Origin of the sequence: Zhihengliuella flava (assembly GCF_015751895.1) — a bacterium.
GTDB classification, from domain to species: Bacteria; Actinomycetota; Actinomycetes; order Actinomycetales; family Micrococcaceae; genus Zhihengliuella; species Zhihengliuella flava.
Map to the genome: position 1 here is coordinate 2,473,238 of NZ_JADOTZ010000001.1, position 24,753 is coordinate 2,497,990.

Here is a 24,753-nt window from a genome sequence, read left to right on the forward strand (position 1 = left end):
ATCATGGCACGGGCTCGGACGCAACAGGCACCGTCATCGGCCGGTGGGGCTCCCACCAGCCAGGGGCGGCTGGGCCCGGCCGAGCGTGCCGAGGCCATTGAGGTCCTCAAGGGGACGAACGAGCCCGGTGCGGAACTCGATGTGCTGATTGTCGGTGGCGGCGTGGTCGGCGCCGGCAGCGCGCTCGATGCCGTGACGCGCGGGTTGAGCGTCGGGATCGTGGAAGCGCGCGACTGGGCGTCTGGCACCTCGTCGCGGTCCTCCAAGCTCATCCACGGTGGTCTGCGCTATCTGGAGATGCTGGACTTCTCGCTGGTCCATGAGGCACTCCAAGAGCGTGGGCTCTTGTTGGAACGCATCGCTCCGCACCTCGTCCGCCCGGTGCCGTTCTTGTACCCGCTGACCAAGAAGTTCGTCGAGCGGCCGTATGTCGGCGCCGGCATCGCGCTGTACGACGCCATGTCCATGGCCGCTGGTCGGCTACGCAGCGTTCCGTTGCATAAGCACTTCTCCAAGCGTGGCACCCTCCGCGCGGCCCCCAGTTTGCGGGAGGACGCGTTCGTGGGGTCGATCCGCTACTACGACGCGAAGGTGGATGACGCGCGCCTCCTCGTCGACGTCGTCCGCACGGCCGCCAAGTACGGGGCACAGGCCGCGAACCGGGTCAAGGTCGTCGACTTCCTGCGGGAGGGCGAGCGCGTCGTCGGAGCACGCCTGCAGGATCAGGAGACGGGCGAGGAATTCGAGGCCCGCGCGCGGCAGGTCATCAACGCCACCGGCGTGTGGACGGATGAAACTCAAGACTTGGTCACCGACCGCGGCCAGCTGAAAGTCCGTGCGTCCAAGGGCATCCACTTGGTGGTACCGCGGGACCGTTTCCAGTCCACGGTCGGCTTGATCCTGCGGACCGAGAAGTCGGTCCTCTTTGTGATCCCCTGGGGTCGACACTGGATTATCGGCACCACGGATACCGACTGGAAGCTGGATAAGGCACACCCTGCGGCCTCCAGCAAGGACATTGACTACGTGCTGGAACACGTCAACCGGGTGCTCAAGCGGCCGCTGACCCGCGAAGACGTCGAAGGCGTGTACGCGGGACTGCGGCCCCTGCTCGCGGGGGAGAACGATTCCACGGCGAAGCTCTCCCGCGAACACGTCGTGGCGCACCCGGTGCCGGGCCTCGTCGTCGTTGCCGGCGGAAAGTACACCACGTACCGGGTTATGGCCCGCGACGCCGTCGACGAGGCCGTGCGGAGTATTGATACGGCCGCGCCGGCGTCCTGCACGGAGACCATCCCGTTGCTCGGGGCGGAGGGATACCGGGCGGCGTGGAACAGCCGTCACCGGTTGGCGCGCTGGGCGGGCGTGCACGTGGCGCGCGTGGAGCACTTGCTGTCCCGCTACGGGTCGATGACGCGGGATGTGCTGGAAACGATTCGTGCCAACCCCGAGCTGGCCGAGCCGCTGCCCGGGGCGGACGATTACCTGGCCGCCGAGGTCGTGTATGCGGCCACGCACGAGGGCGCCCGCCATATTCACGACGTCCTGACCCGGCGCACGCGCATTTCGATCGAGGCGTGGGATCGAGGCGTCTCCGCGGCGGAGGTTGCCGCCCGCCTGATGGCGCCCATCCTCGGGTGGTCCGAGCCGCAGATCGAACGTGAGGTCAAGCACTATCTGGCCCGGGTCGAGGCGGAGCGGGCGAGCCAAGAACAGCCAGACGACGTGTCTGCTGACGCCGCGCGCATGAACGTGGACGACATCGTGCCGGTCCGCGAGGACTGAGCCAACTCGCTCTTCTACAAAGCATCGAAGTAGGCTAGACAGGTGCTCAAAACTGCCCTCAAGCCCAAATGGCTGCTCGCCCTGTTGTTGGCGATGGCGCTCTCCGGCATCTTCGTTGGATTGAGCGTCTGGCAGTTTGGGCGCGCCGAAACTGCCCCTCCGCCGCCGGCCTCCGTCACGGAGAACCCGGTGGAGCTGACCACCCACTTTGGGCCCTACCGTCCGCTCATGGCCGCAGACGCGGACCAGATTGTCACGGCAACGGGTCACTTCATGCCGGACAGCCAGGTCCTGGTCTCCGGCCGGCTCGATAGCGACGAGTCGGATCGGGTCGGCTACTGGTCGGTGGCCGCGTTCGTCCTCGATGAGCCCCTGCCGGCCGGCGAAAGCGCGCCGGAGGGTTCCGCGGCCGCTACGGGCGGCGACGTCGTCATCCCCGTCGTGCGGGGGTGGACCGAGGAGCCCCGGGCGCCGGCCGAACCGAGCGAGGAGACGGTCACCGTCACGGGTCGCCTGCTGCCTACCGAAACCCCGCAGGCGGACGATGCCAGCGACGGCGTGCTGGAATCGCTGTCCGTGGCGCAGCTCATCAACCTCTGGGACGTCGATTCCTACAGCGCCTTCATCGTCGCGTTCGAGGCCACGGGGGCGGATGGCGCCGACGCCATGGCGGCGGACCTTGAGCAGGTGTGGGTGGACCCGCAGCCAGCTGAGCCGCAGACCAACTGGCTCAACATCTTCTACGGCCTCGAGTGGGCCGTCTTCGCGGGGTTCGCGTTCTTCCTGTGGACCCGGCTGGTCTCCGACGACTACAAGCGGACTCAGAAAGGCAAGAGAGTGACCAAACCACAGGGGCGTCGCCTCGGCGGGACGCACGCGCAGATTCAGAATGCGGCGACCTGGTTCAAGATTGCGGCCTACATCACCGGCGTGTTCCTCCTGCTGCTCGTGGTGGAAATGACGGCCAAGTATGGCTTCGGAGTGGAACTCGTGGCTGGCGGAACGCTGTATGACGGCACCAGCAACGCCCTCGGCTTCCTGCCCGTGGACGGGTACGACGGCGGCTTCAACATCACGCTCGCCATTCAGATCGCGCATGGCTGGATGTATGTCCTCTACCTTTTGTGTGACTTCCGACTCTGGATGCTGATGCGCTGGAAGTTCCCGCGCTTGCTCTTTATCGCGCTCGGCGGCGTCGTACCGTTCCTGTCCTTCTACGTGGAGTCCAAGATTCACCGCGAGGTGCAGCGTGAAATTGAGGATGCTCCGGCCGCCGAGAAGCGGTATTGACCCGAGCTGGCCGTCGTGAGGCCAGTGCTAAGTCGACTAGAGTGGAACCCGTGACTATCTCTCCCGCCTCCCAAGAACACCAGACGGTTCTGGTCGTCGATTACGGGGCCCAGTACGCGCAGCTGATCGCCCGGCGCGTACGCGAGGCCCGCGTGTACTCGGAGATCGTGCCGCACACCATGTCCACCGAGGAGATCCTGGCCAAGAAGCCAGCGGCGATCATCCTTTCCGGTGGCCCGTCGAGCGTCTACGCCGACGGGGCGCCGAGTGTCGGCGCGGACCTCTTCCAAGCTGGCGTGCCCGTCCTCGGCATTTGCTACGGCTTCCAGGCCATGTCCAATGCCCTCGGGGGCGACGTCGCCCGGACTGGGCTGCGCGAATACGGCTCCACCGCCGTGAAGGCAACGGGTGAGGCCCGTTCAATTCTGGCGGGCACGCCCGAGGACCAGAGCGTGTGGATGAGCCACGGAGACTCCGTGCACGGTGCGCCGGAAGGCTTTGAAGTGCTCGCCACCTCCGAGGGCGCCCCGGTGGCGGCCATCGCTGACGAGGAGCGTCGCTTGTACGGGGTGCAGTGGCATCCGGAGGTCAAGCACTCGACTCATGGCCAGACGGTGCTGGAGAACTTCCTCTTCAAGGGCGCGCGCCTGACCCCGGACTGGACCACGGGCAACATCGTCGAAGAGCAGGTGGAGCGCATTCGTGAGCAGATTGGCTCCGGGCGCGCCATTTGCGGCCTGTCCGGCGGTGTTGACTCTGCGGTGGCGGCGGCTCTGGTGCAGCGTGCCATCGGCGACCAGCTGACGTGTGTGTTCGTCAACCACGGCCTGCTGCGCGAAGGCGAGGCCGAGCAGGTAGAGAAGGACTTCGTCGCCGCCACCGGCGCTAAGCTCTACATTGCCGACGAGCAGGAACGGTTCCTGAGCGCGCTCTCCGGCGTCACGGACCCGGAAGAGAAGCGCAAGATCATTGGCCGCGAATTCATTCGGGCCTTCGAAGCCGCTGAGGCCGCCATCGTCAGCGAGTCCGCAGCGGAAGGCGAGCCAGTGCGATTCCTCGTGCAGGGCACCCTGTACCCGGACGTCGTCGAATCCGGTGGCGGCGAAGGCGCGGCCAACATTAAGAGCCATCACAATGTGGGCGGCCTGCCGGAGGACCTTCAGTTCGAGCTCGTCGAGCCTCTGCGCACGCTGTTCAAGGATGAGGTGCGCTCTGTGGGCTCTCAGCTGGGCTTGCCGGACGAGATCGTCCAGCGCCAGCCGTTCCCTGGTCCCGGGCTCGGCATCCGGATCATCGGCGAGGTGACCGAGGACCGCTTGGAGCTGTTGCGGAAGGCTGACGCCATTGCGCGCGCGGAGCTCACGGCATCCGGGCTGGATCAGGAGGTGTGGCAGATGCCGGTGGTCCTCCTGGCCGATGTCCGCTCGGTGGGCGTTCAGGGAGACGGCCGCACGTACGGCCACCCGATCGTGCTGCGCCCCGTCTCCAGCGAGGACGCGATGACGGCGGACTGGTCGCGCCTGCCATACGATTTGCTGGCTCGCATCTCCAACCGCATCACGAACGAGGTTGACGGGGTCAATCGCGTTGCGCTTGACGTGACGAGCAAGCCCCCGGGAACGATCGAGTGGGAGTAATCCCGCGTGAAGCCCCGCCACGGAATCCGTGGCGGGGCTTCTTGTTGATCGGGGGCCTGTGGATAACTCGTGCAGCGGATGGACTAACCAGCGAGGCGCGGTGGTGGCGCTGGGGCCGCAAGCAGCGAGGAGCTGTGGTGAAGAAGTTCGCGTGGGCGGCAGTCGTGGTGGGGGTAGCGCTCGGGCGGGGGGGCAGCGAGTGTGGAGGTACGACGCCGGAGCCGGCGGAGTCTTCGCCAGCCACCTCCTCGGCGCTGACCACGAGTGCGGACGCCTCGCCAACGCCACAACCGGCCACTAGCACGTCGACTGTTGTGGCGGTGCCAACTCGCGATGTTCCGGTGAAGGGGAGCGGCTCGATCAGGTCCGATTGCACACTCGGGAAGAGCCGGAAGGTGTCTTGACGGCCAGCACTCAGTGTTGAGGTGACGCCGAGGCTGTGCCCACGAGCCCGGGCGACGGGGCCGCACCTCCGAGTGACGTCATCACGGTGACCAACGAGGAGTTCAGGTCGCTTCCCCTACCTGCATCCGAGCTGAAGATGCAGCAGCCAGTGGAAGACCATCCGTACTACGCCATGTCGTTGGTGGGGGAGCGGACCCATCAGTGGGCGGAGAGCTCGGAGCACGGAGTCGAAACGACGGTGCTGGGAACAGCAGTGAAAGTGCGGGCGACGCCGCTTGAGTATTGGTGGGACGACGGCCATGGGGTCGCCAGAACGGCAGCCGGCCCCGGGGCGCGCCGTCCGGAGCAGGCCGACCCGGAGACCGACCCGGCAGCCGCTGACGTGGTGTACGAGGGCACGGGTCATCTTGAGGTTCAGCTGACCACCGTGTGGAAGATCGAGTCCCGACTCGTGGCCGAGGGGTGTGACACGAACTCAACAGGGTGGGCCTGTGGTGATGACGTGTGGCAGACCACCCCGCCTTGGTTGGCTTCTGAATGAGGGGCGTCGTCTCCTCAGCGGAACGAATGGCGTCCCGCAACGCTCGCACGGCGCCGTGGCGCGGAACCTCGGGCTTCTGAATCGGGCGTCGTCGTGTTTCGCTGGCCTTAACCCGCGGCCCTCTGGCGTAGTTTAGAAGGGCCGCCGGTCTCTCATGATGGCGGTGACGCAAGCGATGGAAGGCGGAATCCGTTGGCAGGGACTGAAGAGAGTGGGCCGAACGTGGCCGACTGGCTCGAGACGCTCGGGCCCGGCGCTGGAACCGACACGCTCCTGCGATTTGCGGGATCCGCCTCCAACAGCATCGACATCACCCATGCCCACCCGTCCGGACTCGCTCAGTTCATGGCCGGGCGCCGCACGCGTCTCTCCATGCTCCTGCGCGACCCCGAAGCGTTCGCCCCCGGTTTCCGCACGGCTCGAGCCCTGCGGGGCAAGATTCAAGAGCTCTCCGACGAACGCGGAATCGACGTGGGCTACCTCGCCGCAGGCGTCGTTTCGTGGCGGGCTATCGTTGACGGACGATCCGAGCAGTTCAGTGCACCCGTCATGCTGGTGCGCATCGGCCTCGCCGCACGCGATCGGGACGACTTCGACATCCAGATTTCTGGACGAGCCCAAGTCAACCCGGCATTGATTCGCTACTTCTCGGATCAGCAGGGCATCCGTATCGACGTCGACGCGCTCTATGCCGCCGCGTACATGACCGCTCGGTTCGATCCGCGTCAGGCCATGGACGAATTGCGGCGCCAGCTCTCCGAGGCGGCCGGCGTCGTCGTCGAACATCGCCTGTTGGCTTCAACATTCGCGGATGTCGCCGATCCGGCCAATCCGGAAACCATCAACACCGAACACCCAGTGATTTCTCGCCTCATGGCGCAGCACGACGACGGGTCCGCTCCGGAACCTGTCTCCGAGCCAGACATCGAGGTCGTCAGCAGCGACGAACGCAACCCGGCCGACGAACTGTTGGTCCTCGACGCCGACGCGAGCCAGCAAGAGGTGCTCGACGTGGTGGAAGCGGGCGAATCCGTCGCCGTCTCCGCGCCACCAGGAACGGGCCAAACCCAGACGGTGCTTAATGCCGCCGCGATCTTGGCGGGGCAGGGGAAGCGCGTCCTCGTGGTTGCTGAGCGCCGGCAAACCGCGGCCGAGTTCGTTGAGCGCCTCGAGGAGCTGGAGCTCGGTAGCCTCGCCCTGCGTATCGCCCCCGAGGTCGACGCCGAGGCCCTGCGCCGGCAGTTGACCAAGGCCATTCTGCGCAATGAGCGGGCAGAACAGCCAGATCTCGGCGGCCTGCACCAGACCCTGACGCGCCATCGGCACGCGCTCTTGGACCACGTCCGATCGTTGCACAACGTGCGTGAGCGCTGGGGGTGCTCGCCGTACCAGGCGATGCAGGAGTTGGCTCGCCTGACTTCCATGCTGCCGCCGCCCTCCACCACGGTTCGCCTGAAGCGTTCCGTTCTCGATTCGATCGTCACGCGTCACGAGACCAGTGCCAAGCTACGCCGTGCCGCTGAAATCGGGGCGTTCACCCACCGCGTCGGTAACAGCCCGTGGTTCGGCGCGCGCTTGCGCAATAGCCGAGAATCCGAAGAAGCACTCAAGCTGGCTCGGGACCTCGACGGGGATCTGGCGCCGCTGCACGAGCGGATGAAGCAGGTCGCCGAACATTCACACATCAAGCTCGGCAATACCTTCGCCGAGTGGGGGGAGCAGCTGGAGCTCCTCGTGGCCGTGCGTGAGAGCCTCGACAAGTTCGAATCAGATATTTTTGATCGCGCCGTCGATGACCTCATCGCGGCTACGGCCCCGTCGTCTTGGCGCCGCGAGCGCGGCATCGAGCTTGGTTCGGTTACCCGCAGCCGCCTGCGCCGGGTGGCCAAGGAGTATATTCGCCCCGGCGTTCACATCTCGGACCTGCACACATCGCTGCAGGAGGTGCAGCAGCAGCGCGAGGCGTGGAAGAGCTACGCCACGAGCCAGCGCCATCCCGCCGTGCCGAGCGGGCTGCTGGAGCTCAACACGGAGTACAACGCCACCTACAAGCGCCTCCAGGCGCTGGACCGGGTGCACGGGTACGGCAAGGATCGTTCGCTGATCCAACGTCCGGTCGACGACGTCGTCGCACATGTCAACGCTTTGGTGCAGGATCGCGAGGCGCTCGAAACCCTTCCGGAGCGGACGCTGCTCGTGGAGCAGCTCAGCGAGTCCGGCCTGACCGAACTGATGGACGACCTGCGTGAGCGAGAGGTGGCACCGACGGAGGTCGGTCACGAGCTCGAACTGGCCTGGTGGCAGTCGGTGCTCGAGGCCATGATCAGCGGTGACGACTACTTGGCGATGTCCGACGGGAACCAGTTGCGCCAGCTGGAGGCCGAGTACCGACTCGCCGACAACGCCCACATTGCCTCGGGCGCGTCCCGGCTGAAGTGGCAATTGGCCCAACGGTGGAAGGCCGCCCTCGGCGATCATCGGGCCGGCAGCCGAGAGTTGAAGTCCTTGCTCAAGGAAGGCTCCCCGTCCGTCGCTGCGCTGGCCGAATACGGCGCCCCGCTGATTAACTCCCTCGTGCCGATCTGGGTCGGTTCACCCCTGATGATCCCGTCCGTTGTTCCGGACTCCGCACGGTTCGACGCCGTGCTAATGCTCGACGCGGATGCCTTGTCATTGCGCAGTGCGGTCGGTGCGATCAGCCGTGCTGATCAAGTCATCGCGTTCGGCGACGACCAGGTGGGGTCGCCCCGGTCCTTTAGCGTCTCCGTGGACCCGACCGCGTCGCTCCGTGCGCCGCAGCGGCCCGTCAACACGTTCACCTCCCTCGCCGAGATCCTGCCGGTCCGCAGGCTCAAAACCGTGTATCGCGGCGTCGACGAGTCCCTCACCGAGCTCCTTAGTGCCGCCTACTACGACGACGAGCTGTCGGGTTTGCCCGTGGCACGCTCGTTGAGCGGTGCCCGCCCGGGCCTCAGCGTTGAGTATGTCCACGACGGCACTGGCCTGCCGAATGCCGGTGCCGAGGCCGTGGAGACGACTGTCGGTGAAGTGCGCCTAGTCGTTGACCTCGTGTTTTCCCACATCCGTCGTCGGCCGCACCTGTCCCTCGCCGTGATTGCCTCGAACCAGCGGCACGCAACCCGGATCGCCGAGGCCATCCAGGTGCAACTTCCCAACTACCCGTGGGCGAGGGACTTTTTCGCTCGCGGCACGGAACGGTTCCAGGTCTCGACGATTGAGCGCTCGACGGCGATCGTACGGGACGCGGTCCTCTTCGCCGTGGGTTATGGGCGCACCCCGCACGGGCGCGCCGTGCACGACTTTGGTGCCCTGTCCGGCCCCGATGGGGATCAGCTGGTCGCGGCGGGGCTGACCCGCGCCCGCCAACTGCTGACGATCGTCACCGCCGTCAAGCCGGAAGATCTGGACGCGGATCGTCTCTCGTCGGGGACGACCGTGCTGATGGATGTCATCGGCCGCGCCATGCAGCCCGAAGTTGTCGGTGGCGCGGACGAGGGGCCGCACGAGGATCCGCTCGTGGCGGACCTGCGCAATCGCCTCGTCTCCCGAGGGGCAACGGTACGCCAGCGCTACCGGGACGAGCTGGACTTGGCCATCCAGGCCCCGGACACAGCTGAGGACGCTGGCACCATCCCGCCTTTGGCCGTGGTGTCTGACGGGACCGAATCCTACCGCCGACTCACGGTCCGCCAGCGCTCGCGGCTGCGGCCGCAATTGCTGGAACAACTGGGCTGGCGCTATGTTCCGCTGTGGACCATCGACGTCTTTAGCGACCCGGCCCGCATCGCTGACGCCCTCGCCGAGTACCTGAACCTCACCATGCCGGAAGGAAGTATTGTGCCGGACCCAGAGTCCTCCGCCGCGAAACCGAGTGGTCGCCGCGCTCAGAAGCCGGCCCTCTTCACGGACCCCGTCCTGCCGCAGACCGCGAGCGAGGACGACCCGCGCGCGTGGGGTGACGGCGCGGACCGGCCCGATGATCGTGAGGCGTGGCTCAAGGAGCAGCGGCCTCCGCACTGGGGGTAATTAGCTCGCCGAGGCCCCGGGGGCGGCGACCAGCAACACATGCAGTGTGCCACGCCCGGCCGCGGCCGTGAGCGCCTCGGCTTCGGCCGACGTCGCCGCGACGACGACGGTCTCCTGCGGACCTGCCGTGGAGGTCAAGGCGCCACCGGCCGACTCCGCGCTCGGTACCCACAACACGGTGAGCCCGGTGGCCACGCGCGAGGAGGCCACCGGTTGCTCGTAGCCGTTGCCCTCTGTGAGAACCACGTCGACGTGCTGGCCGGGGCTGAGCAACTCCACCGTCTGCGTATCGACGGGCTGCACAGGCACAGCAACGGTGCCGGGCTCGGTGCCGGCGAGAAGATGCTCGCCCACCAGAAGGCCCTGATGGAGCGGGGTCCCGGCGGGAGCAGCAATGGCCAATTGTCCGGTCAGAGGGTCAGCTCCGCCGCCGTCCCGGGCAGCGGCCCGCACGGCCGGCGGTAGCGCGTGCGCCAAGACCTCCGCAACGTCGAGGTCCTGGGCGCCGAGCACGTGGCCTGCGGGCAAATCCCGGGCCGCTACCGTGATGCGCAGCGTGTCTGCGCGCTCCGGCGCGACGGCGTTCAGCGCGCACGCCACCGCGACCGCTGCGAGCGCGGCGGCTAGGGGTCGCCGATACTTCGCTGCAACGTCCCGCCACGTGCGTCGATACCTGACGGACCCGGACCGGCTACGGCTCGACCGGAGGCGCGGCTGCCGAGGGGTCGGCGGTCCGCCGTCGCGCCGTTCCTGCCGCTGGTCACCGCCGCCGGCGCGCGGATCTGTTGCTGGTGTTCGTCTCTGGCCCATGCCAGCAGTCAAAACCCTCCCACCGCGTAAAAAAACCGCCCACAGCGCGGCTGTGGGCGGAAGGTCGAGTCGCTGATCCTTGTGGACAGCGAGTCAACGGGCAGCGGAGGAGCTACGAGTTTGACGACTCGGCAGCGCGCGAATCGGTCCGGTAGAAACCTGAGCCTTTGAAGGTAATGCCGCCGACGTTGAAGTTCTTGCGCAGTGGACCTTCGCAGGACGTGCAGGTGGTCAGCGAGTCATCGCTAAAGGACTGAAAAATCTCAAACTCATCCCCGCAGCTCTTGCAGGCGTAGGCGTAGGTCGGCATAGGCTTCCTTCTAGCACTCGGATAGTCTGAGTGCCAATTCTAGCATCGTCACAACCAGGTCAGCCCGCTCATGGTGGCGACGGCGTCGACGGGCTGATCGGTCAGTTCGCGCGGTAGCGAGCCGGCCGGCAGGAGTTCGTGTTCGTAGACCACCGCGATGAGCTGAGCTGCGCTGCCCTGGCGCCGTACCTCGGCAATCAGCCGGTCGTAATATCCCCCACCCTGACCCAGTCGGGTTCCGCTGCGGTCCACGCTGGTGGCCGGCAGGAGGATCACGTCAGCGGCCGCTGCGGCGATGGCCTCGGCCACGGGACCCACGGGCTCGTTGACCGGCGCCAAGGCGGACGGCCGCAGCTCGATGTCTGGGTGCCACGTCACCCACCCCAACTGAAAGTTGGGGCGGCACACGGGCAGGATGACTTGTGTGCCGGCTGCATGCGCGCGTTCCAGAGCGGCGGACGGGTCCGGTTCCGTTCCCGTCGCGGAATAGCCGGCGACGACGCGAGCCCCGGTGAGAGTCGTATCAAGGGCCGTGCACAGTTCGGCCGACTCGCGATGACGCTCCGCCGCGTCCATGGCGCGCCGGCGGCGCCTGACCTCGGCCCGCAAGCGTGACTTCACCATGAACGTCATCGTAGCCAGCACCGGCGTGTGCTCGCTATGAGGTGCCGTTCGGGCTCACCTGCGAAGAGCGCGGGGCGGGGCTGGCCCACTATGCTGGGGTGTCATGTCCCGACTTGCCCCGTGGTGGCCCGCCACTGTTGACCATGGCGACCTCGTCCTGCGGCCCTTGCGGGCATCGGATCAACACGAATGGACGGCGGTGCGTCACCGCAACGCCGACTGGCTCCGGCACTGGGAAGCCACACAGCCTGGCGGAGGGCGTATGCCGTCTTTCCGGGAAATGGTGCGATCCCTGAACCGTCAGGCGAAGGCCGGGACGTGCCTGCCGTGGGCCATTACCGTGGCGGATCCCCGTGCGCCCCACCCGGCGCTGGCCGGCCAGGTCACCGTCTCGACCATCATGTGGGGCTCGGCGATGAGCGCTTCGATTGGGTACTGGATCGATCAGGCCCGGGCCGGGCAGGGGATTGTCCCGCAGGCCGTCGCACTGGCGGGGGACTTCTGTTTTTCGACGTTGGGACTGCACCGGCTAGAGATCAACATTCGGCCGGAAAACGGCCCCAGCCTGCGCGTCGTCGAGAAGCTGGGTTTTCGCGACGAGGGCGTCCGCGAGCGGTTCCTTCACATTAATGGGCAGTGGGCGGACCACCGGACGTTCGCTTTGACGCGTGACGAGGTTACTGATGGGCTGCTGACAAGGTTGAACGGGGCCTAGAGGGCCGTAAACCACAACGGTGTGAGTTTCCTTGCGGACACACCGGGAATAATCCGCCCCCCACAGCGCGCCGCGGCGTAACGTCAAGCGTGTAGTTAAACCGCAGCCCTAAGGACTCCAATGAACTCGACTGAATCGCCTGAGCAGCAGGGTCAGACGCGTGATGAGCCGAGCCGTCTGCGGATTCGCTACCCACGCTTGGCGCTCGCCGTTGCCGGCCTCGTTGGCCTGCTGACCCTCGTCGTCACCGGTGTGTTGGCACCCTTCGGCGTCGTCTCCGGCCTGTGGCCGCTGATCGCCGCACTAGCGTTCGTCGGTTCCGTCGTCGCACTGCGCGCGCTCGCCATTGGCGACCGTCGCCGCCGCGTCATCGAGCGCATTAACCGCACCTACGCCGAGGCCGTCGCGGCCACAGCAGTGCGCGAGCAGGCACATCACGGCAGCAGTGAGGTCTTCGACGCGCAGCCCGGCTCCGGCGAATCAGAGCGTGCCCTGTCCGTTGAGGAGCTGCGCGCCGAGGCCCGGCGCGTGGCCGCGGCACAAGCCGCGACGAAGCCGGTCTCCAGCACGCACGCATTAGACACGTCCCGCCAGTGGCAACCCGTCGCCGTGCCGAAGCCCACCTACGTGGACGCGGCCAAGGCCGAACGCCCCCAGCCTGAGCCCCTGCCAGTTCCTCAGTCCAAAAAGCCGGAGCGCGTGAAGAGTATTTTGGCTGACACCCGTTCGGGCGAGTCTCATTCGGCGCTCTCCGCGCCGAGCGCCGAGCCCGCACCAGCACGAGAATCTGCCCAACGCATCAATCTCGACGACGTGCTCCAGCGTCGTCGCGGCGCCTAGGAAGAGCGCCTGACGCGGCGCTAGCCAACCGGGCAGAATCAGGGTGCGTTGATGGGTAGCGAGGCGACAGCACATCAGGCACCGGCCGACGGCGGCGAATCGCCGTGGCCAGAAGAGAGCCAGCTGACCTTTCTGACAGCGCACGCCAGCCGATTGGTCGCCTCGGGAATCGGGCTGGATCCGAGCTACTACGACTCCTTGCAGCCCACGCAAGTGCAGCTCCAACACCGCCCTGGCGCCGGCGTGAGCGCGCTGTACAGCCTGCGTGACGGGAGCGGGTTCGTGGGCCTGACGACTGAACGCCTGCCGGAATCCGACGCCTACACGCAGCTACGCATTCCCGGCTGGGAACTCGCACCGGTGGGGTACGCCCCGCTGACGGTGACCGTGTGGCGTCACCCGGACGACCCCCGGCTGCCGGGGCTGGCCACCGCCGCGGTCCCGGAGCGTGCCGAGAGTGCGCTGGGCCAAGGGGATGTCCTGACCCGCTTGGAAACCGTTGCCTACCGCCCGTTGCGCCGCGCCGTGCTGCGGGCCACGTTCAGTACCCGGCCGCCCGCCGTCGTCGAGCGAGTCGTCTACCTCAAGGTGATGCGGCCCGATCAGGCGGACGCGCTCGTGGAGCGCAGTCGCCTTCTGGCCGAGGCCGGCCTGCCCGTGCCGCCCGTGCTGGCGCATCATCACGACGGCGTGGCGGCGTTTGCCGAAGTCCCCGGCTCATCGCTTTCCCGGCTGATTATGGACGACGGCGCGGCGAGCTTGGACCCGCGGGACCTTATCAGGTTGTTGGACCGGCTGCCGTCCGCCGTCGTGGACCTGCCGGTGCGCGCCGCGTGGGCTGACCGCGCCGATCGTTACGCGGAAGCGGCACGGGCCGCTCTGCCGGACTATTCGCGACGCATCACCGAGCTCGAGGAGGGGGTGCGGACGTGCCTCGCGGAGGCCGATCGCGGACCGGTGGTGCCGACCCACGGCGACTTCTATGAAGCGAACCTGATGATGGAGGGGACCCGCATCGTGGGCCTGCTCGACGTCGACAACGTGGGGCCGGGACGGCGGGCCGATGATTACGCGTGCCTACTCGGTCACGTCGCGGTGCTGCCGACCGTGGACGAGCGGTACCAGCTCATCGACACGGCGTTGGAGCACTTTGGCGCGGCCTTCACACGTGACGAGGACCCGCGGGCCGTGTGGGGGAGCGCCGCCGGTGTGGCGCTATCCCTCATCGCGGGGGCGCGGGCCCCCGGACTCGAGGAGGACGTCTGGGCCCCGGCCGCCGTGGGCCGCTTAGAAGCGGCCGAGGCGCTGCTGGCTCGCGCCAAGCGTTAGGACGCGGCCGGCAAGAAAGATGTCCAGATGAGAGTTCTCTCATCTTCATCTCCTGTTGCTCTCATGCCCGGGAGCCACCATGGTGGGGACGGGGAATCGGCAGCGCTGGAGGTAGTGACGTGAAGACCAAAATCTGGGGTATGGCGGCGGCGATGGGCCTCATCGTGGCCGGCGGCGGCGCCGTCGTGGCGACGGAGATGATCGGGGCCGACGACGATCTGGGCCAGGGCGTGATCACCGAAGACGCGGCCGCGAGCGCGGGGGCCTCACGCGAGGCGCCAGCCACAGGCCAAGCCGTAGATCCGGCCGGATCTGCGTCGAGCGCGAGCGATGCCGCGGCAACGCGGACTCCGCAGGAGCCCGCCAGCACCTCCTCGAACGTTCCGTCGGCCGGAGCTACCCACAGCCCGACATCGACGCCGGCGCCCACACCGACTCCGGACCCCGCCCCGCAGCCCACGACGACGACGGTTCAGCCAGCCCCACCGCAGGCCCCGGCGGACGACGATGACTGGGATGACCTCGACGACGACGATGACGAGGTTGACGATGACGACGACGATGCTGACGACGACTAAGGCGGGGCAGGAGCCTCGTCCGACCGACGTCAACGCCGCAGGTCCCGCGGCCCGCTACACGAGCCGATAACCCGCTACACGAGCCGGTAACCCGCCCCGCGGACGGTCTCGATGCGTTGGGAACCGAGCTTGTTGCGGAGGTAGCGGACGTAGACGTCCACCACATTAGAGCCCGGGTCGAAGTCGTACCCCCAGACCCGGGAGAGCAGCTGTTCACGGGTGAGCACCTGGCCGGGGTTGCGCAGAAACGCTTCGGCGAGGGCGAATTCGCGTGCGGAAAGATCCACGGACCGCCCATCGACTTCCGCCTGACGGGTGCGCAGGTCGAGGGTGAATCCGTCGCTGCTGAGCCGATGATCCGGCTCCGCCGCCGGGCTGGCCCCGTTCGCGGCTGGGCGCAGACGCAAACGGATGCGGGCGATCAGCTCTTCGAAGCGAAACGGCTTGCCTAGATAGTCGTCGGCCCCACCGCTGAGTCCGGTGAGCGTGTCGTCGAGCCCCGTGCGGGCTGTGAGCATGATGACGGGGACGTCGTTGTGACCGTCGCGAAGCTCCTTGAGGACCTCGAAACCATCGATGTCCGGGAGGCCGACATCCAGCAGGATCAGCTCGAAGTCACCCGTCATGGCGAGGCTGAGGCCCTCGCGGCCCGTTGCGGCGATCGCTGGCTGGAACCCGGCGGAGCGCAGGCCCTTCGAGACGAAGGCGCTAATCCGCGGTTCGTCTTCAATGATCAGAATCTGGCTCACGCCGGCTTCTCCTTTAAGTCCCTCATCACACGGGTATTTCTAGCGTAAAGACGGAGCCTACGGATGGCGTGGAGGCCACCGTGATGTGTCCCGAATGCGCCTCGCAAATCGCGCGAACAATCGTCAGCCCCAGCCCCGATCCGGCGGCTCGGCTACCGTTGGCGCCACGGGCAAAGCGCTCAAAGATCTCCTGCGCGTCCTCGGGGGCGATTCCGATGCCGGTATCCCGGACCCAGAGCCGTAGTATGCGTGCGGCCGGAGCGCCCGCGGGGCCCGTGGCGATCTCGGCACCGATGGTGATGGGGGCGCCCGGCTCGGAGAACTTCACGGCGTTCTGACACAGCTGCAGCAGGGCCTGCGTGATGCGGTGCGGGTCCACGTTGACGGTCGCCGTGGCGCGGCCCTCGAGTCGCCAGTCGAACTCACCGAGTCCCGTGGCCTTCTCGTGCACGTCGCGCAAGAGCGCGCAGACGTCCGTGGGGCGGGGCTGGACGAAGTCGTCCCGATCCGCTGAGGCGAGCGTCGAGAGGTCATCGATGAGGATGGACATGCGGGAGAGCTCGTCCAAGGCGAGCGCTTGGGTTTGGCGGACGTCCTGTGGATCGGAGGCATCTTGCAGCTCAAGGTGCCCCTGCACGATCGCCACCGGCGTCCGCAGCTCATGTCCGACGTCGCGCAGCAGCTGCCGCTGGGAGGCGAGGGCCTCCTGCAGCCGGTCCAGCATGTTGTTGAACGTCTCGGACAACTCGGCGAGGTCGTCGTTACCTTCGACGACGAGCCGCTCGTCGAGATCGTCAGCGCCGATCCGGGCCGCCGTCCGTCGCAGGGCGCGCAGCGGCCGCAGCAGCGTTTGCAGGACGCCGAAGGAGAGAATGGCGCTCACCGCGAGCGCTATGGCCCCAGCGGCGACCCAGATCCACACGTTGCGGTGCAGACCAGCCAATTCCCGGTTCAGATCGAACGCCAAGACCAGCTGTGCCGGCTCGGTATCGTCGCTGAGCTGGACGGGGACGAGGGCGGCCCGGTACGACGCCGTCGAGGTGTCAAGCGTAGTTAGCTCCACGCGGTCGGTGGCCGGGCGGTCGATCAGCTGGCGGATCAGCTCCTGGTCCGCCTCCAACCGGAGGGGAACGGGCTCGGGCGCGGTCCACCGCACCTCGCCGCGCTGCAGGACGATCACGCCCTCGTTTTCCTCCGGCGAGGAGCGCTGAATGGCGAGGTAGGTCAGTTCCGCCGCGGTCGTGAAGTCCTCGCCAGTCTCCGGATCAATCCCGGTCTCGGCCAGGGCGCGAAATTCGGTCACCTCCCGCCGCAACGAGTCATCGATTTGTGCGGCCAGATCACCCCGTTGGACCACGTAATTGGTGGTTCCCGCGATAGCCAAGGTCAACCCGGAGAGCGCGATCAGGGCCACCATGATGCGGGTGCGCACAGAGAGCGCGCGGACGCGGGAGAGCCACCGCACGTTCACGGCCCTACCCGTCCTTCCCGTCGGGTCCGGTCTGGTCACGTGGACCGCTGCCGGAATCCCCGTCCTCCGGGTCGTCCCCGTCGGCGGGCACCTCGTCCCCGTCGGCGGGCGCCTCGTCCTCGACGGCGGGCGCCTCCTCCTCGTCGACGGGCGGCCCGGGATCGTCCACCGAGCGGGGCGTTCCGAGGGCCGCCTCTTCGGCGGCGAGGGCGTCGCGCGCCGAGTCCTCGGCCTCGGTGAGGGCAGTGTCCACGACCTCTTGGGCTTTACTCCGCGCTTCCTCCGCCTGCAGCGAGAGTCCCTGCTGGTCCAAGACCTCGGCGAGGCCGCGCTGTGCGGCATTGACGTGAGCCACCGATTCCGCGTGATCGGCGGAGATCATGCGGTACAGGGCCGCGGCCTCGTCGAGGCGGCCGGATTCCGTCAGCACATGTGCGGCGAAGAGTTCCGCGTTGCCGGCGGCATCGGCGTCGTCCACCCCGCGAAAGCGGTCCGCCGCGTCGAGCGCCTCGGCGACGGCGCCGCGTCCGTCCCCGAGAGCCCAGGCGCTGCGCGCGTGCGTGTCCCGGAAATCGGCCGCGTGCCACGCGGCACCGTGCTCGTCGGCCAGCCGGATCGCCTCGTCCAAGGCGCTCAGGCCGTCGGGATCACCCGCCTCACAGAGCGAATGCCCCAACGCGTGCAGGGCCGTGGGCAGAGCCGCCGGGTCGGAGTCAGCCTGCCGCGCCAAATCCACCGCACGTTCGTAGCCAGCCCGGGCCTCGGCGGGCTCATCTTGTTGGCCGAGCAGCGTGGCGAGCGCGAGGAGTGTCCGCGCCGCTTCGCCAGCGAGCCCGGACTGCTCGAACACCATGATCGCCTCACGCCACAGCCGTGCGGCCTCATCAAACCGTTCCTGATGGCGCACGCTATGCCCCCACGAGACCAGCGCTCGCGCCCGTTCGGTCGCGTGGCCAGTAGCGCCGAGTTGCTCCGCGAGCGTGCTCAGCAGCTCCTCCGCAAGCACGTATTCGGCGGCGTCCAGCAATTGGTGACCGAGCGCCAGCCGGAGCGCCCACGTTTGGTCAAATTCACCGCGTTCGGCCTGCTCGATCGCCACCTTCCACGCCAGAATCGCGGCCTCATGATCCGCCGCCGATGCCGCGAGCTGAGCGACGGCGGCGGCCGCCGAGACGGCGCCCTTGCGGATGCCAGCCGAGGCGTACAGCTCCAGGGCCTCGAGCGCGCACCCTTCGGCCTCGATGGCATGGCCGCGCTCGCCGTTGACCGTTGCCTTGACCATCCAGACGGCCGCGCCCATCGCCCGGTTGAGGTTCAGCTCGAGGAGGCGTTCGGCCACTCCGAGTGCGGTTTCAGCCTCTTCCATCCCGGCGTAGGCGTGTGCGAGATACAACAACGCTCCGCCCTCCGACTCCGCGCGTCCCGCCGCTTGATACGCGTTAGCACACCACTGCAGGGCCTCCAGCGCGGCAGCGGAACCTTGGGTGTGTTGGGCTACCGCGAGGGCCAGCTTGATGTCCGCCAGCACGTCATCGGGGGCGCCCGCGCCCTCGTGCGTGAGCAGGGCCGCCTCCAGCAGCGGCATTTCCTCCTCCGTCGCTTCGCGAAATAGCAGCGACCCGAGGTCTTCTTCCATGTCCGCTTGGTGCGTCCATCCCTCGGCGCGCAGCAGCGCCTGCCGGGCGTGCGCGGCGAGCCGGGCGCCGTCGTCGTCCCCGGAGAGGTGACGGATGGAGGCCGTCACGCCCCACAGGGACAGCCGCGTGGTGAGCGCCGCGTCGGGAAATTCAAGGCCGCGCATGGCCGCTCGCAGCGCGCCGGAGTGGTCCTCCGCGTACGCGCGCTCGTACGCCAGATCGAGGCACTCGGTGGCGCTGGCCGGATCGCCCAGCGGGTGGGCGGGTGCGCTGTGGAGGATACGGCCGAGTCGGTCCGTTAGAGCTGACACGAATCCTCCTTTGCTGTGCGCGGGTCACCGGGACGGTACGACGCCGTCGCGCTACGTCGTCCCTCGAGCTTACGCATCCGTGAGCGTTCGTTGTACTAGCGGTCCCGCGCGGAAGGGGATGTGTTCACTCAGGGCCAAGGAGGTCTCCGTGCGCAAGACGCCGCGGAGCTTGAGGATGCCTCGCAAGACCTGTTGCAGGTTATGCGTGTCCCGCGCGGCGACGCGGCACCAGACATCGCCGCGGCCGGAGGTCTCGAAGACCTCGAGGACGTGCGGTGACGTACCGAGGGACTGGACCACCGAGTCCAGCTCGCGATGGTCCACCTCCATGGTGATGAAGGCCAGGACGTCGTACCCGATGGCCGCTAGGTCGACGTCGCGACCGCCGTCGCGCACCGCCCCCGAGCGCAGCAAACGCCGCATGCGGGACTGCACCGTGTTGCGCGCGAGCGACAGGGACACGGCGAGGTCGCTGATCTGTGCGCGCGGGTCCTCGATCATCGCCGCGAGCAGGCGCAGGTCTGTGGCATCTAACACGCCGACTGAACTTGGCATTTTGCTTCCTTTCGGCTCTGCTTGCGCATCAATTTTGAACTTTACGCTCAATCTGCGCCACTGTCACAAAGCAGAAACATCAACTGGCCGCATCATGGCTGGGTAGTGGTCAACGCGGGCGAAAGGAAGTGGGCATGACAGTCATCGGCGAATTGCGGATGCGGGCGGCCAGCGACCTTTCGCTCCGCGGGGGCTGGGACGCCTCGCTGCGCACGCGGGTGGTGCTCACCGGCGCCGTCATGGCCTTGCTGTTCATCGGCGTCAACATCGCCACGCCCCTCTACCCGCTGTTGCAGGAGAAGCTCGCCCTCGGCCCCTTCGGCGTGACCGTTGCGTTCACCGCCTACGTCATGTCCTTGATCGTCGGGTTGGTCTGCTACGGCCACTGGTCCGATCACATCGGGCGCCGCGCCGCCTTGGTCATCGCCGTCGTCGTTGGCCTGATCGGCGGCCTCATCTTCGCCTTTGCCCCGGGCCTCTGGGCGTTGGTTCTGGGACGCGCGCTGCAAGGCGCCGCCGTCGCCGCCGCCACCGGAGCCTCCAGCGCGGCGCTACGCGAGCTCCTGCCGCGCCACCAGGACTGGGCCGGCCGCTTCACCCTCCTTCTCAACGCCGGTGGCGTGGCCGCCGGACCGATCATCGGTGGCGCGCTCAGTCTGCTGCCGAACCCCACCGTGACGCCGTTTGTGATCCACAGCGCCGCGTTGATCGCCGTGTTACTGCCGCTGTGGCTCCTGCGCGCCCGCCCGGCGTTGGACCCCGCGCCCGGACGGGCACGCCAAGCACTGCGCCCGCGGCGCCTGCACTTGGCGCGCGAGGCGGCCGGCCAATTCTGGATCGCCGCGCTGACGGGTCTGCTGAGCTTCGCCGTGTTCGGCCTCGTTTTGTCACTGGCACCTGGCTACTACGCCGATCTGTTTGGGATTGATTCCCGGGTGCTCCTTGGCACACTCGCGGCGCTCGCCCTCATGGCGTCCGCGGTGAGCCAGCTACTGGGCCGGGCCACGCCAGCCACGGTGGCCCCCGCGCTGATTGCTATGGGCCTCGGGGTCGGGGTCCTGGCCCTCGGGGCACACCTGACGTCCCTGCACCTCGTGATCGCCGGCAGTCTGCTGGCCGGTGCCGCGCAGGGGCTGGCGTTCCGCGGTGCCTTCAATGACGCTGCATCCGCGATTCCCACGGAGCAGCACGCTCAGGTCATCAGCCTGATCTATGTCGTGACGTATGCGGGTAGCGCCATCCCTGTGCTCGGACTCGGCGCCTTCGCCAACCAGTTTGGGCTGGACCTCGCCTTCATCGTCTTCGCGGGCGCGGTGCTGGTGTGTTGCACCGTGTTGGCCGCGTATGCGTGGCTGCGCCGCCGTCGGGCCGCATCGTCTCCTGCGCCCTAGTCACCGCCCTGCGGGAGGGCCGTGTGGTGCCGGATAGACTGGCCGTTATGACCGAACCGACCCGCGCCTTCGATACCCGGCTGGCCGCCTACTGCGTGGTGGTCCGCGACGGGCAGATTCTCCTCGCCCTGTGGGATGCGCGCGATATTAGTGCCGACCTCCGCCCACGCTGGACGTTGCCTGGCGGGGGCATCGAGCTCCGCGAACGCATCGAGGACGGAGCCGTGCGTGAGGTCGCTGAAGAAACCGGCTATACCGTGCGGCTTGGGCGGCTGCTGGGTGTGGACTCCGGAGTCGTGGAAGTGGGGCACCGCCTGCGCGGTGAACCGCGCCCGCTGCAAACCGTGGCTGTTCTCTACCAGGCCGAGGTCACGGGCGGGCGGCTCACCCACGAGGTCGGAGGCTCCACCTCCCAAGCAGCGTGGTTTCCGCTGGAAGGTGTGGCCGAACTCGATCGGGTCTCCCGCGTCGATGCGGCGCTCGAGCTGTACCGTAAAGCCGCCGGGTGAAGACCGCAGACAGGATGGCGCTGCCCGTGAAGACAATGAAGGAGCCTTTGGTGAATTTTCCCCGACCGCGCCGGGCGCTGAGCGCGGTAGCGCTGACGGCCGTCCTGGTCGCGACTGCCGCGTGCGGAACCGGGACGACGCCGTCGAACTCGCCCGAGCCCGACGGCTCCTCCGGGAGCGGAACGGCGGGGGCGTCCGAAAGCGTCGCTGATCCGCTCATCGTCGCCGTGCCGAACGGGACGCTTGACGCGTCGATCGTTGCCGAGCTGTACATCGGCGCGCTGACGCGTGCTGGTGTTCCCGTCGAGGCCCGCCGCGACGTGACCGACTGGGAGCAATACGGCGACGCCGTGCGGGAGGGGCGGATCGACGTCGTCCCGGGATACACGGGGGAATTGCTCTACGCCTTCGATGCGACGACGACGGCGCGCGAGTCAGGGGAGGTCTCGGCCGAGCTGCGCGAAGCCCTGCCGGAGTCGCTGGCGGTGCTAGACACCGGGCCTGCCAGCCGGCAGCCACTTCTGGCCATGACGCAGGCGGGCAGCGCGGAGTATGAGGTCACCGCCCTGTCTGACCTCGGCGAGGTTTGCGAGGACTTGGGTTTCGGCGGCCCGCAGCCCCTCCTGACCCGCGCGGACGGCATCCCCGAGCTGCGGGAGGATTATGACTGCGATCCGTCTTCTTTTACGCAGCTCGAGACCAGCCAAGCGAGCTTGGAGGCGTTGATCAACGACCGCGTGCAGGTCGCTGAGTTGGTCAATACGGATCCCAGCCTGGAGGCCCATGGCTTGGTGGTGTTGGAGGGCTCTCGTCAGCACTTCATGGCGGATGACATCGTGCCCGTGGTGCACCAAGAGTCCGTGGGTGAGGAGGCCCGCGAGGTCCTGAATCGGGTGACGGCGGAGCTGACGGTCGAGGACCTGATTCAGCTCAATATCCAGCGCGGTGGCGACGCCCCCGTGAGCGCATCGGCCGCGGCGGAAACGTGGTTAACGGAACACGGGTTCGAGCAGTAGCTGTGACAAGCTAGGTTCATGTCAGCTCGGAACGGTTCCTCCAACGAAACTCAGCGGTATACGCAGTCCTCCAAACTTCGCGATGTCTTGTATGACATCCGTGGCCCGGTGTTGGAGCACGCCCAGCGCATGGAGGCCGAAGGGCACCGGATCCTGAAGCTCAACATTGGTAACCCGGCACCGTTCGGCTTCGAGGCGCCGGACGAGATTCTGGTGGACATGATCCGGAATCTGCCGAACGCGCAGGGGTATTCGGATTCACGCGGCATCCTCTCCGCCCGCACCGCGGTGTCCCAGTACTACCAAACCCGCGGTATCCGCACGATCAGCGTGGATGACATCTACCTCGGTAACGGGGTGTCCGAGCTCATCACGCTCAGCCTGACCGCGTTGCTGGAAAACGGGGATGAGGTCCTCATACCGGCGCCGGACTACCCGCTCTGGACTGCGTCGGTCTCCCTGGCCGGGGGGCGCCCCGTGCACTACCTCACCGTGGAGGAGGAGGGGTGGATGCCGGATCTGGAGGACATGGCCTCCAAGATCACGGACAAGACCAAGGGCATTGTCCTGATCAATCCCAACAACCCCACCGGTGCGGTCTATCCGAAGCACGTCATCGAGGACATTCTGGAATTGGCCCGGCGGCACGGCCTCATCGTCTTCTCAGACGAGATCTACGAGAAGATCCTGTACGACGACGCGGTGCACTACAACACAGCGGCCCTGTCCGACGACGTGCTGACCCTGACGTTCTCCGGGCTGTCCAAGGCCTACCGCGTGTGCGGTTTCCGCGCCGGCTGGATGGCCATTTCCGGGCCCAAGCACCACGCGCAGGATTTCATTGAGGGCATCAACCTGCTGACGAATATGCGCCTCTGCGCCAACGTGCCCGGGCAGAACGCCATTCAGACGGCGCTGGGCGGTTACCAGTCCATCAATGACCTGATTCTTCCGGGCGGGCGCCTCTTGGAGCAGCGCAATCTGGCCTACAAGTTGCTCAATGACATCCCCGGGGTGTCCGTGCAGCAGGCGCAGGGAGCCATGTACCTCTTCCCGAAGCTTGATCCCGAGGTATACCCGATCAAGAATGACGAGAAGTTCGCGCTAGATCTGCTGAAGCAGCAGAAGCTACTCGTCACGCACGGTACGGGGTTCAACTGGGTGGCGCCCGATCACTTCCGTCTGGTCACGCTGCCCAACGTGCGGGATTTGGAGAACGCCATCTACCGGATCGCAGATTTCCTGGAGTATTTGCGCGAACGCGGCTAAGCACCTCGGCCGGGGTGTCCCAAGGAAGGGATGGAAGATGCACGACGTCTACGCAGCGGTTAATCCGGTGGAGCCGGCCGCCGGGATTCCTGCCTTTGAGACCAGCCCCACGACGACGCTGCGCGCGCGCATCCCCCTCCGGCTGGCGGAGATCGACCCGCGGGGCACCGCTGGCTATGCCGGGTCCAAGGCGGAGAGCAAGGAGACGCTAGCCGGTATGGATCCCGTGCTATCTGACTGGCAGGAGCGGCTCTTTGCGGCCTCCCGGCACGGGTCCGCGCAGCGGGTTTTGCTGATCATTCAGGGAATGGACACGGCCGGCAAGGGCGGCATCGTCCGTCATGTCATCGGTTCGGTGGATCCGCAAGGCGTGCATCACGCGGCCTTTAAAGCGCCGACGGCGGAGGAACTGGCCCACGACTTCCTCTGGCGGATCGAGCGGGAGGTTCCGCAAGAGGGCATGTTGGGGGTCTTTGACCGGTCCCACTACGAGGACGTGCTCATTGCTCGCGTCCGTGGCCTCGCGGATCATGATGAGGTGCAACGTCGGTTCGCCGCCATTCGCGATTTCGAGGCCCGCCTCGCCGAGGCGGGGACCGCCATCGTCAAGGTCATGCTCCATATTTCCCGCGAGGAGCAGGCTGAGCGATTGGCTGCCCGACTGGACCGTCCGGAGAAGCATTGGAAGTTCGACCCGTCGGATATTGACGAACGGGCGATGTGGGAGGACTACCAGCTGGCGTACCAGGCGGCCATTGAGGCGACGGATGCCGATCACGCACCGTGGTTCGTTGTTCCGGCGGACCGTAAGTGGTTTGCCCGCATTTCAGTCCAGGCGCTGCTCATTGACGCGCTCCAGGGACTCAATCCCCAGTGGCCGGCCGCGACGTTCGACGTCGAGGCGGAGAAGGCCCGGTTGGCGGCGTCGCGCTAG

21 protein-coding genes are annotated in these 24,753 nt (G+C 67.2%); 14 read left to right on the forward strand and 7 right to left on the reverse strand.

The genetic code is table 11. From position 1 onward, the window contains the following. The first annotated feature begins 3 nt into the window (after nt 1-3). From IW252_RS11375 to IW252_RS11395, 5 genes are all read left to right on the forward strand, one after another. Entirely contained in the window at nt 4-1,785 is a 1,782-nt protein-coding gene (locus tag IW252_RS11375) for a glycerol-3-phosphate dehydrogenase/oxidase (protein ID WP_196836660.1), read from the forward strand. 42 nt (nt 1,786-1,827) lie between these two features. After that, complete coding sequence (locus tag IW252_RS13750) at nt 1,828-3,075, forward strand: SURF1 family cytochrome oxidase biogenesis protein (RefSeq protein ID WP_331271523.1); 1,248 nt, start codon at nt 1,828-1,830, stop codon at nt 3,073-3,075. A gap of 50 nt (nt 3,076-3,125) precedes the next feature. Beyond that, the gene (guaA, locus tag IW252_RS11385) at nt 3,126-4,712 is read left to right on the forward strand and encodes a glutamine-hydrolyzing GMP synthase (RefSeq protein WP_196836661.1); all 1,587 of its coding nucleotides are present in this window, start codon (nt 3,126-3,128) and stop codon (nt 4,710-4,712) included. A 439-nt stretch (nt 4,713-5,151) separates the two neighbouring features. Further along, entirely contained in the window at nt 5,152-5,658 is a 507-nt protein-coding gene (locus IW252_RS11390; protein WP_196836662.1) for a hypothetical protein, read from the forward strand. Nucleotides 5,659-5,850: 192 nt separating this feature from the next. Beyond that, entirely contained in the window at nt 5,851-9,705 is a 3,855-nt protein-coding gene (locus IW252_RS11395) for a DNA helicase (protein ID WP_196836663.1), read from the forward strand. Here IW252_RS11395 and IW252_RS11400 read toward each other — a convergent pair whose 3' ends face one another. The 3 genes from IW252_RS11400 to IW252_RS11410 form a co-directional block, all read right to left on the reverse strand. Then, nucleotides 9,706-10,515 (reverse strand): RcpC/CpaB family pilus assembly protein, encoded by an 810-nt coding sequence (locus IW252_RS11400; protein ID WP_196836664.1) that lies wholly within the window; start codon nt 10,513-10,515, stop codon nt 9,706-9,708. Nucleotides 10,516-10,627: 112 nt separating this feature from the next. Beyond that, on the reverse strand, nt 10,628-10,825 hold the full coding sequence (locus IW252_RS11405) for an FmdB family zinc ribbon protein (protein WP_196836665.1): 198 nt from the start codon (nt 10,823-10,825) through the stop codon (nt 10,628-10,630). Nucleotides 10,826-10,873: 48 nt separating this feature from the next. Next, nucleotides 10,874-11,449, reverse strand: a complete 576-nt coding sequence (locus tag IW252_RS11410) for a 5-formyltetrahydrofolate cyclo-ligase (protein WP_196836666.1) — start codon at nt 11,447-11,449, stop codon at nt 10,874-10,876. Between the two features lie 103 nt (nt 11,450-11,552). Here IW252_RS11410 and IW252_RS11415 point away from each other — a divergent pair, with 103 nt between their 5' ends. The 4 genes from IW252_RS11415 to IW252_RS11430 all read left to right on the forward strand — a co-directional run bounded on the left by IW252_RS11415 (nt 11,553) and on the right by IW252_RS11430 (nt 14,911). Then, nucleotides 11,553-12,164 carry a GNAT family N-acetyltransferase gene (locus IW252_RS11415; protein ID WP_196836667.1) on the forward strand — a complete coding sequence of 204 codons (612 nt, stop codon included), beginning with the start codon at nt 11,553-11,555 and terminating at the stop codon, nt 12,162-12,164. A gap of 120 nt (nt 12,165-12,284) precedes the next feature. Continuing rightward, the gene (locus tag IW252_RS11420) at nt 12,285-13,004 is read left to right on the forward strand and encodes a hypothetical protein (protein ID WP_196836668.1); all 720 of its coding nucleotides are present in this window, start codon (nt 12,285-12,287) and stop codon (nt 13,002-13,004) included. 51 nt (nt 13,005-13,055) lie between these two features. Further along, nucleotides 13,056-14,333 (forward strand): aminoglycoside phosphotransferase family protein, encoded by a 1,278-nt coding sequence (locus tag IW252_RS11425; protein ID WP_196836669.1) that lies wholly within the window; start codon nt 13,056-13,058, stop codon nt 14,331-14,333. A gap of 119 nt (nt 14,334-14,452) precedes the next feature. Beyond that, entirely contained in the window at nt 14,453-14,911 is a 459-nt protein-coding gene (locus IW252_RS11430) for a hypothetical protein (RefSeq protein WP_196836670.1), read from the forward strand. 74 nt (nt 14,912-14,985) lie between these two features. Here IW252_RS11430 and IW252_RS11435 read toward each other — a convergent pair whose 3' ends face one another. The 4 genes from IW252_RS11435 to IW252_RS11450 all read right to left on the reverse strand — a co-directional run bounded on the left by IW252_RS11435 (nt 14,986) and on the right by IW252_RS11450 (nt 19,634). Further along, entirely contained in the window at nt 14,986-15,660 is a 675-nt protein-coding gene (locus IW252_RS11435) for a response regulator transcription factor (RefSeq protein ID WP_196836671.1), read from the reverse strand. Between the two features lie 25 nt (nt 15,661-15,685). Next, a complete protein-coding gene (locus IW252_RS11440) occupies nt 15,686-17,131 on the reverse strand; it encodes a sensor histidine kinase (RefSeq protein ID WP_331271524.1) in 1,446 nt (481 codons plus the stop codon). A 4-nt stretch (nt 17,132-17,135) separates the two neighbouring features. Then, nucleotides 17,136-19,079, reverse strand: coding sequence for a tetratricopeptide repeat protein (locus tag IW252_RS11445; RefSeq protein WP_196836672.1), 1,944 nt, complete (start codon nt 19,077-19,079; stop codon nt 17,136-17,138). A 69-nt stretch (nt 19,080-19,148) separates the two neighbouring features. Further along, entirely contained in the window at nt 19,149-19,634 is a 486-nt protein-coding gene (locus IW252_RS11450; RefSeq protein WP_196836673.1) for an Lrp/AsnC family transcriptional regulator, read from the reverse strand. 134 nt (nt 19,635-19,768) lie between these two features. On the opposite strand from IW252_RS11450, the gene IW252_RS11455 reads away from it, so the two are divergent. The 5 genes from IW252_RS11455 to IW252_RS11475 are packed head-to-tail and all read left to right on the forward strand — an operon-like array spanning nt 19,769 to nt 24,753. Continuing rightward, nucleotides 19,769-21,025 carry an MFS transporter gene (locus tag IW252_RS11455; RefSeq protein WP_196836674.1) on the forward strand — a complete coding sequence of 419 codons (1,257 nt, stop codon included), beginning with the start codon at nt 19,769-19,771 and terminating at the stop codon, nt 21,023-21,025. A gap of 47 nt (nt 21,026-21,072) precedes the next feature. Next, nucleotides 21,073-21,534 carry an NUDIX hydrolase gene (locus IW252_RS11460; protein ID WP_196836675.1) on the forward strand — a complete coding sequence of 154 codons (462 nt, stop codon included), beginning with the start codon at nt 21,073-21,075 and terminating at the stop codon, nt 21,532-21,534. A gap of 50 nt (nt 21,535-21,584) precedes the next feature. Beyond that, nucleotides 21,585-22,550: an ABC transporter substrate-binding protein gene (locus IW252_RS11465; RefSeq protein ID WP_196836676.1), complete on the forward strand. Its 966-nt coding sequence runs from the start codon at nt 21,585-21,587 to the stop codon at nt 22,548-22,550. A gap of 18 nt (nt 22,551-22,568) precedes the next feature. Then, nucleotides 22,569-23,819 (forward strand): pyridoxal phosphate-dependent aminotransferase, encoded by a 1,251-nt coding sequence (locus IW252_RS11470; RefSeq protein ID WP_196836677.1) that lies wholly within the window; start codon nt 22,569-22,571, stop codon nt 23,817-23,819. A 37-nt stretch (nt 23,820-23,856) separates the two neighbouring features. Then, nucleotides 23,857-24,753, forward strand: a complete 897-nt coding sequence (locus IW252_RS11475) for a PPK2 family polyphosphate kinase (RefSeq protein WP_196836678.1) — start codon at nt 23,857-23,859, stop codon at nt 24,751-24,753.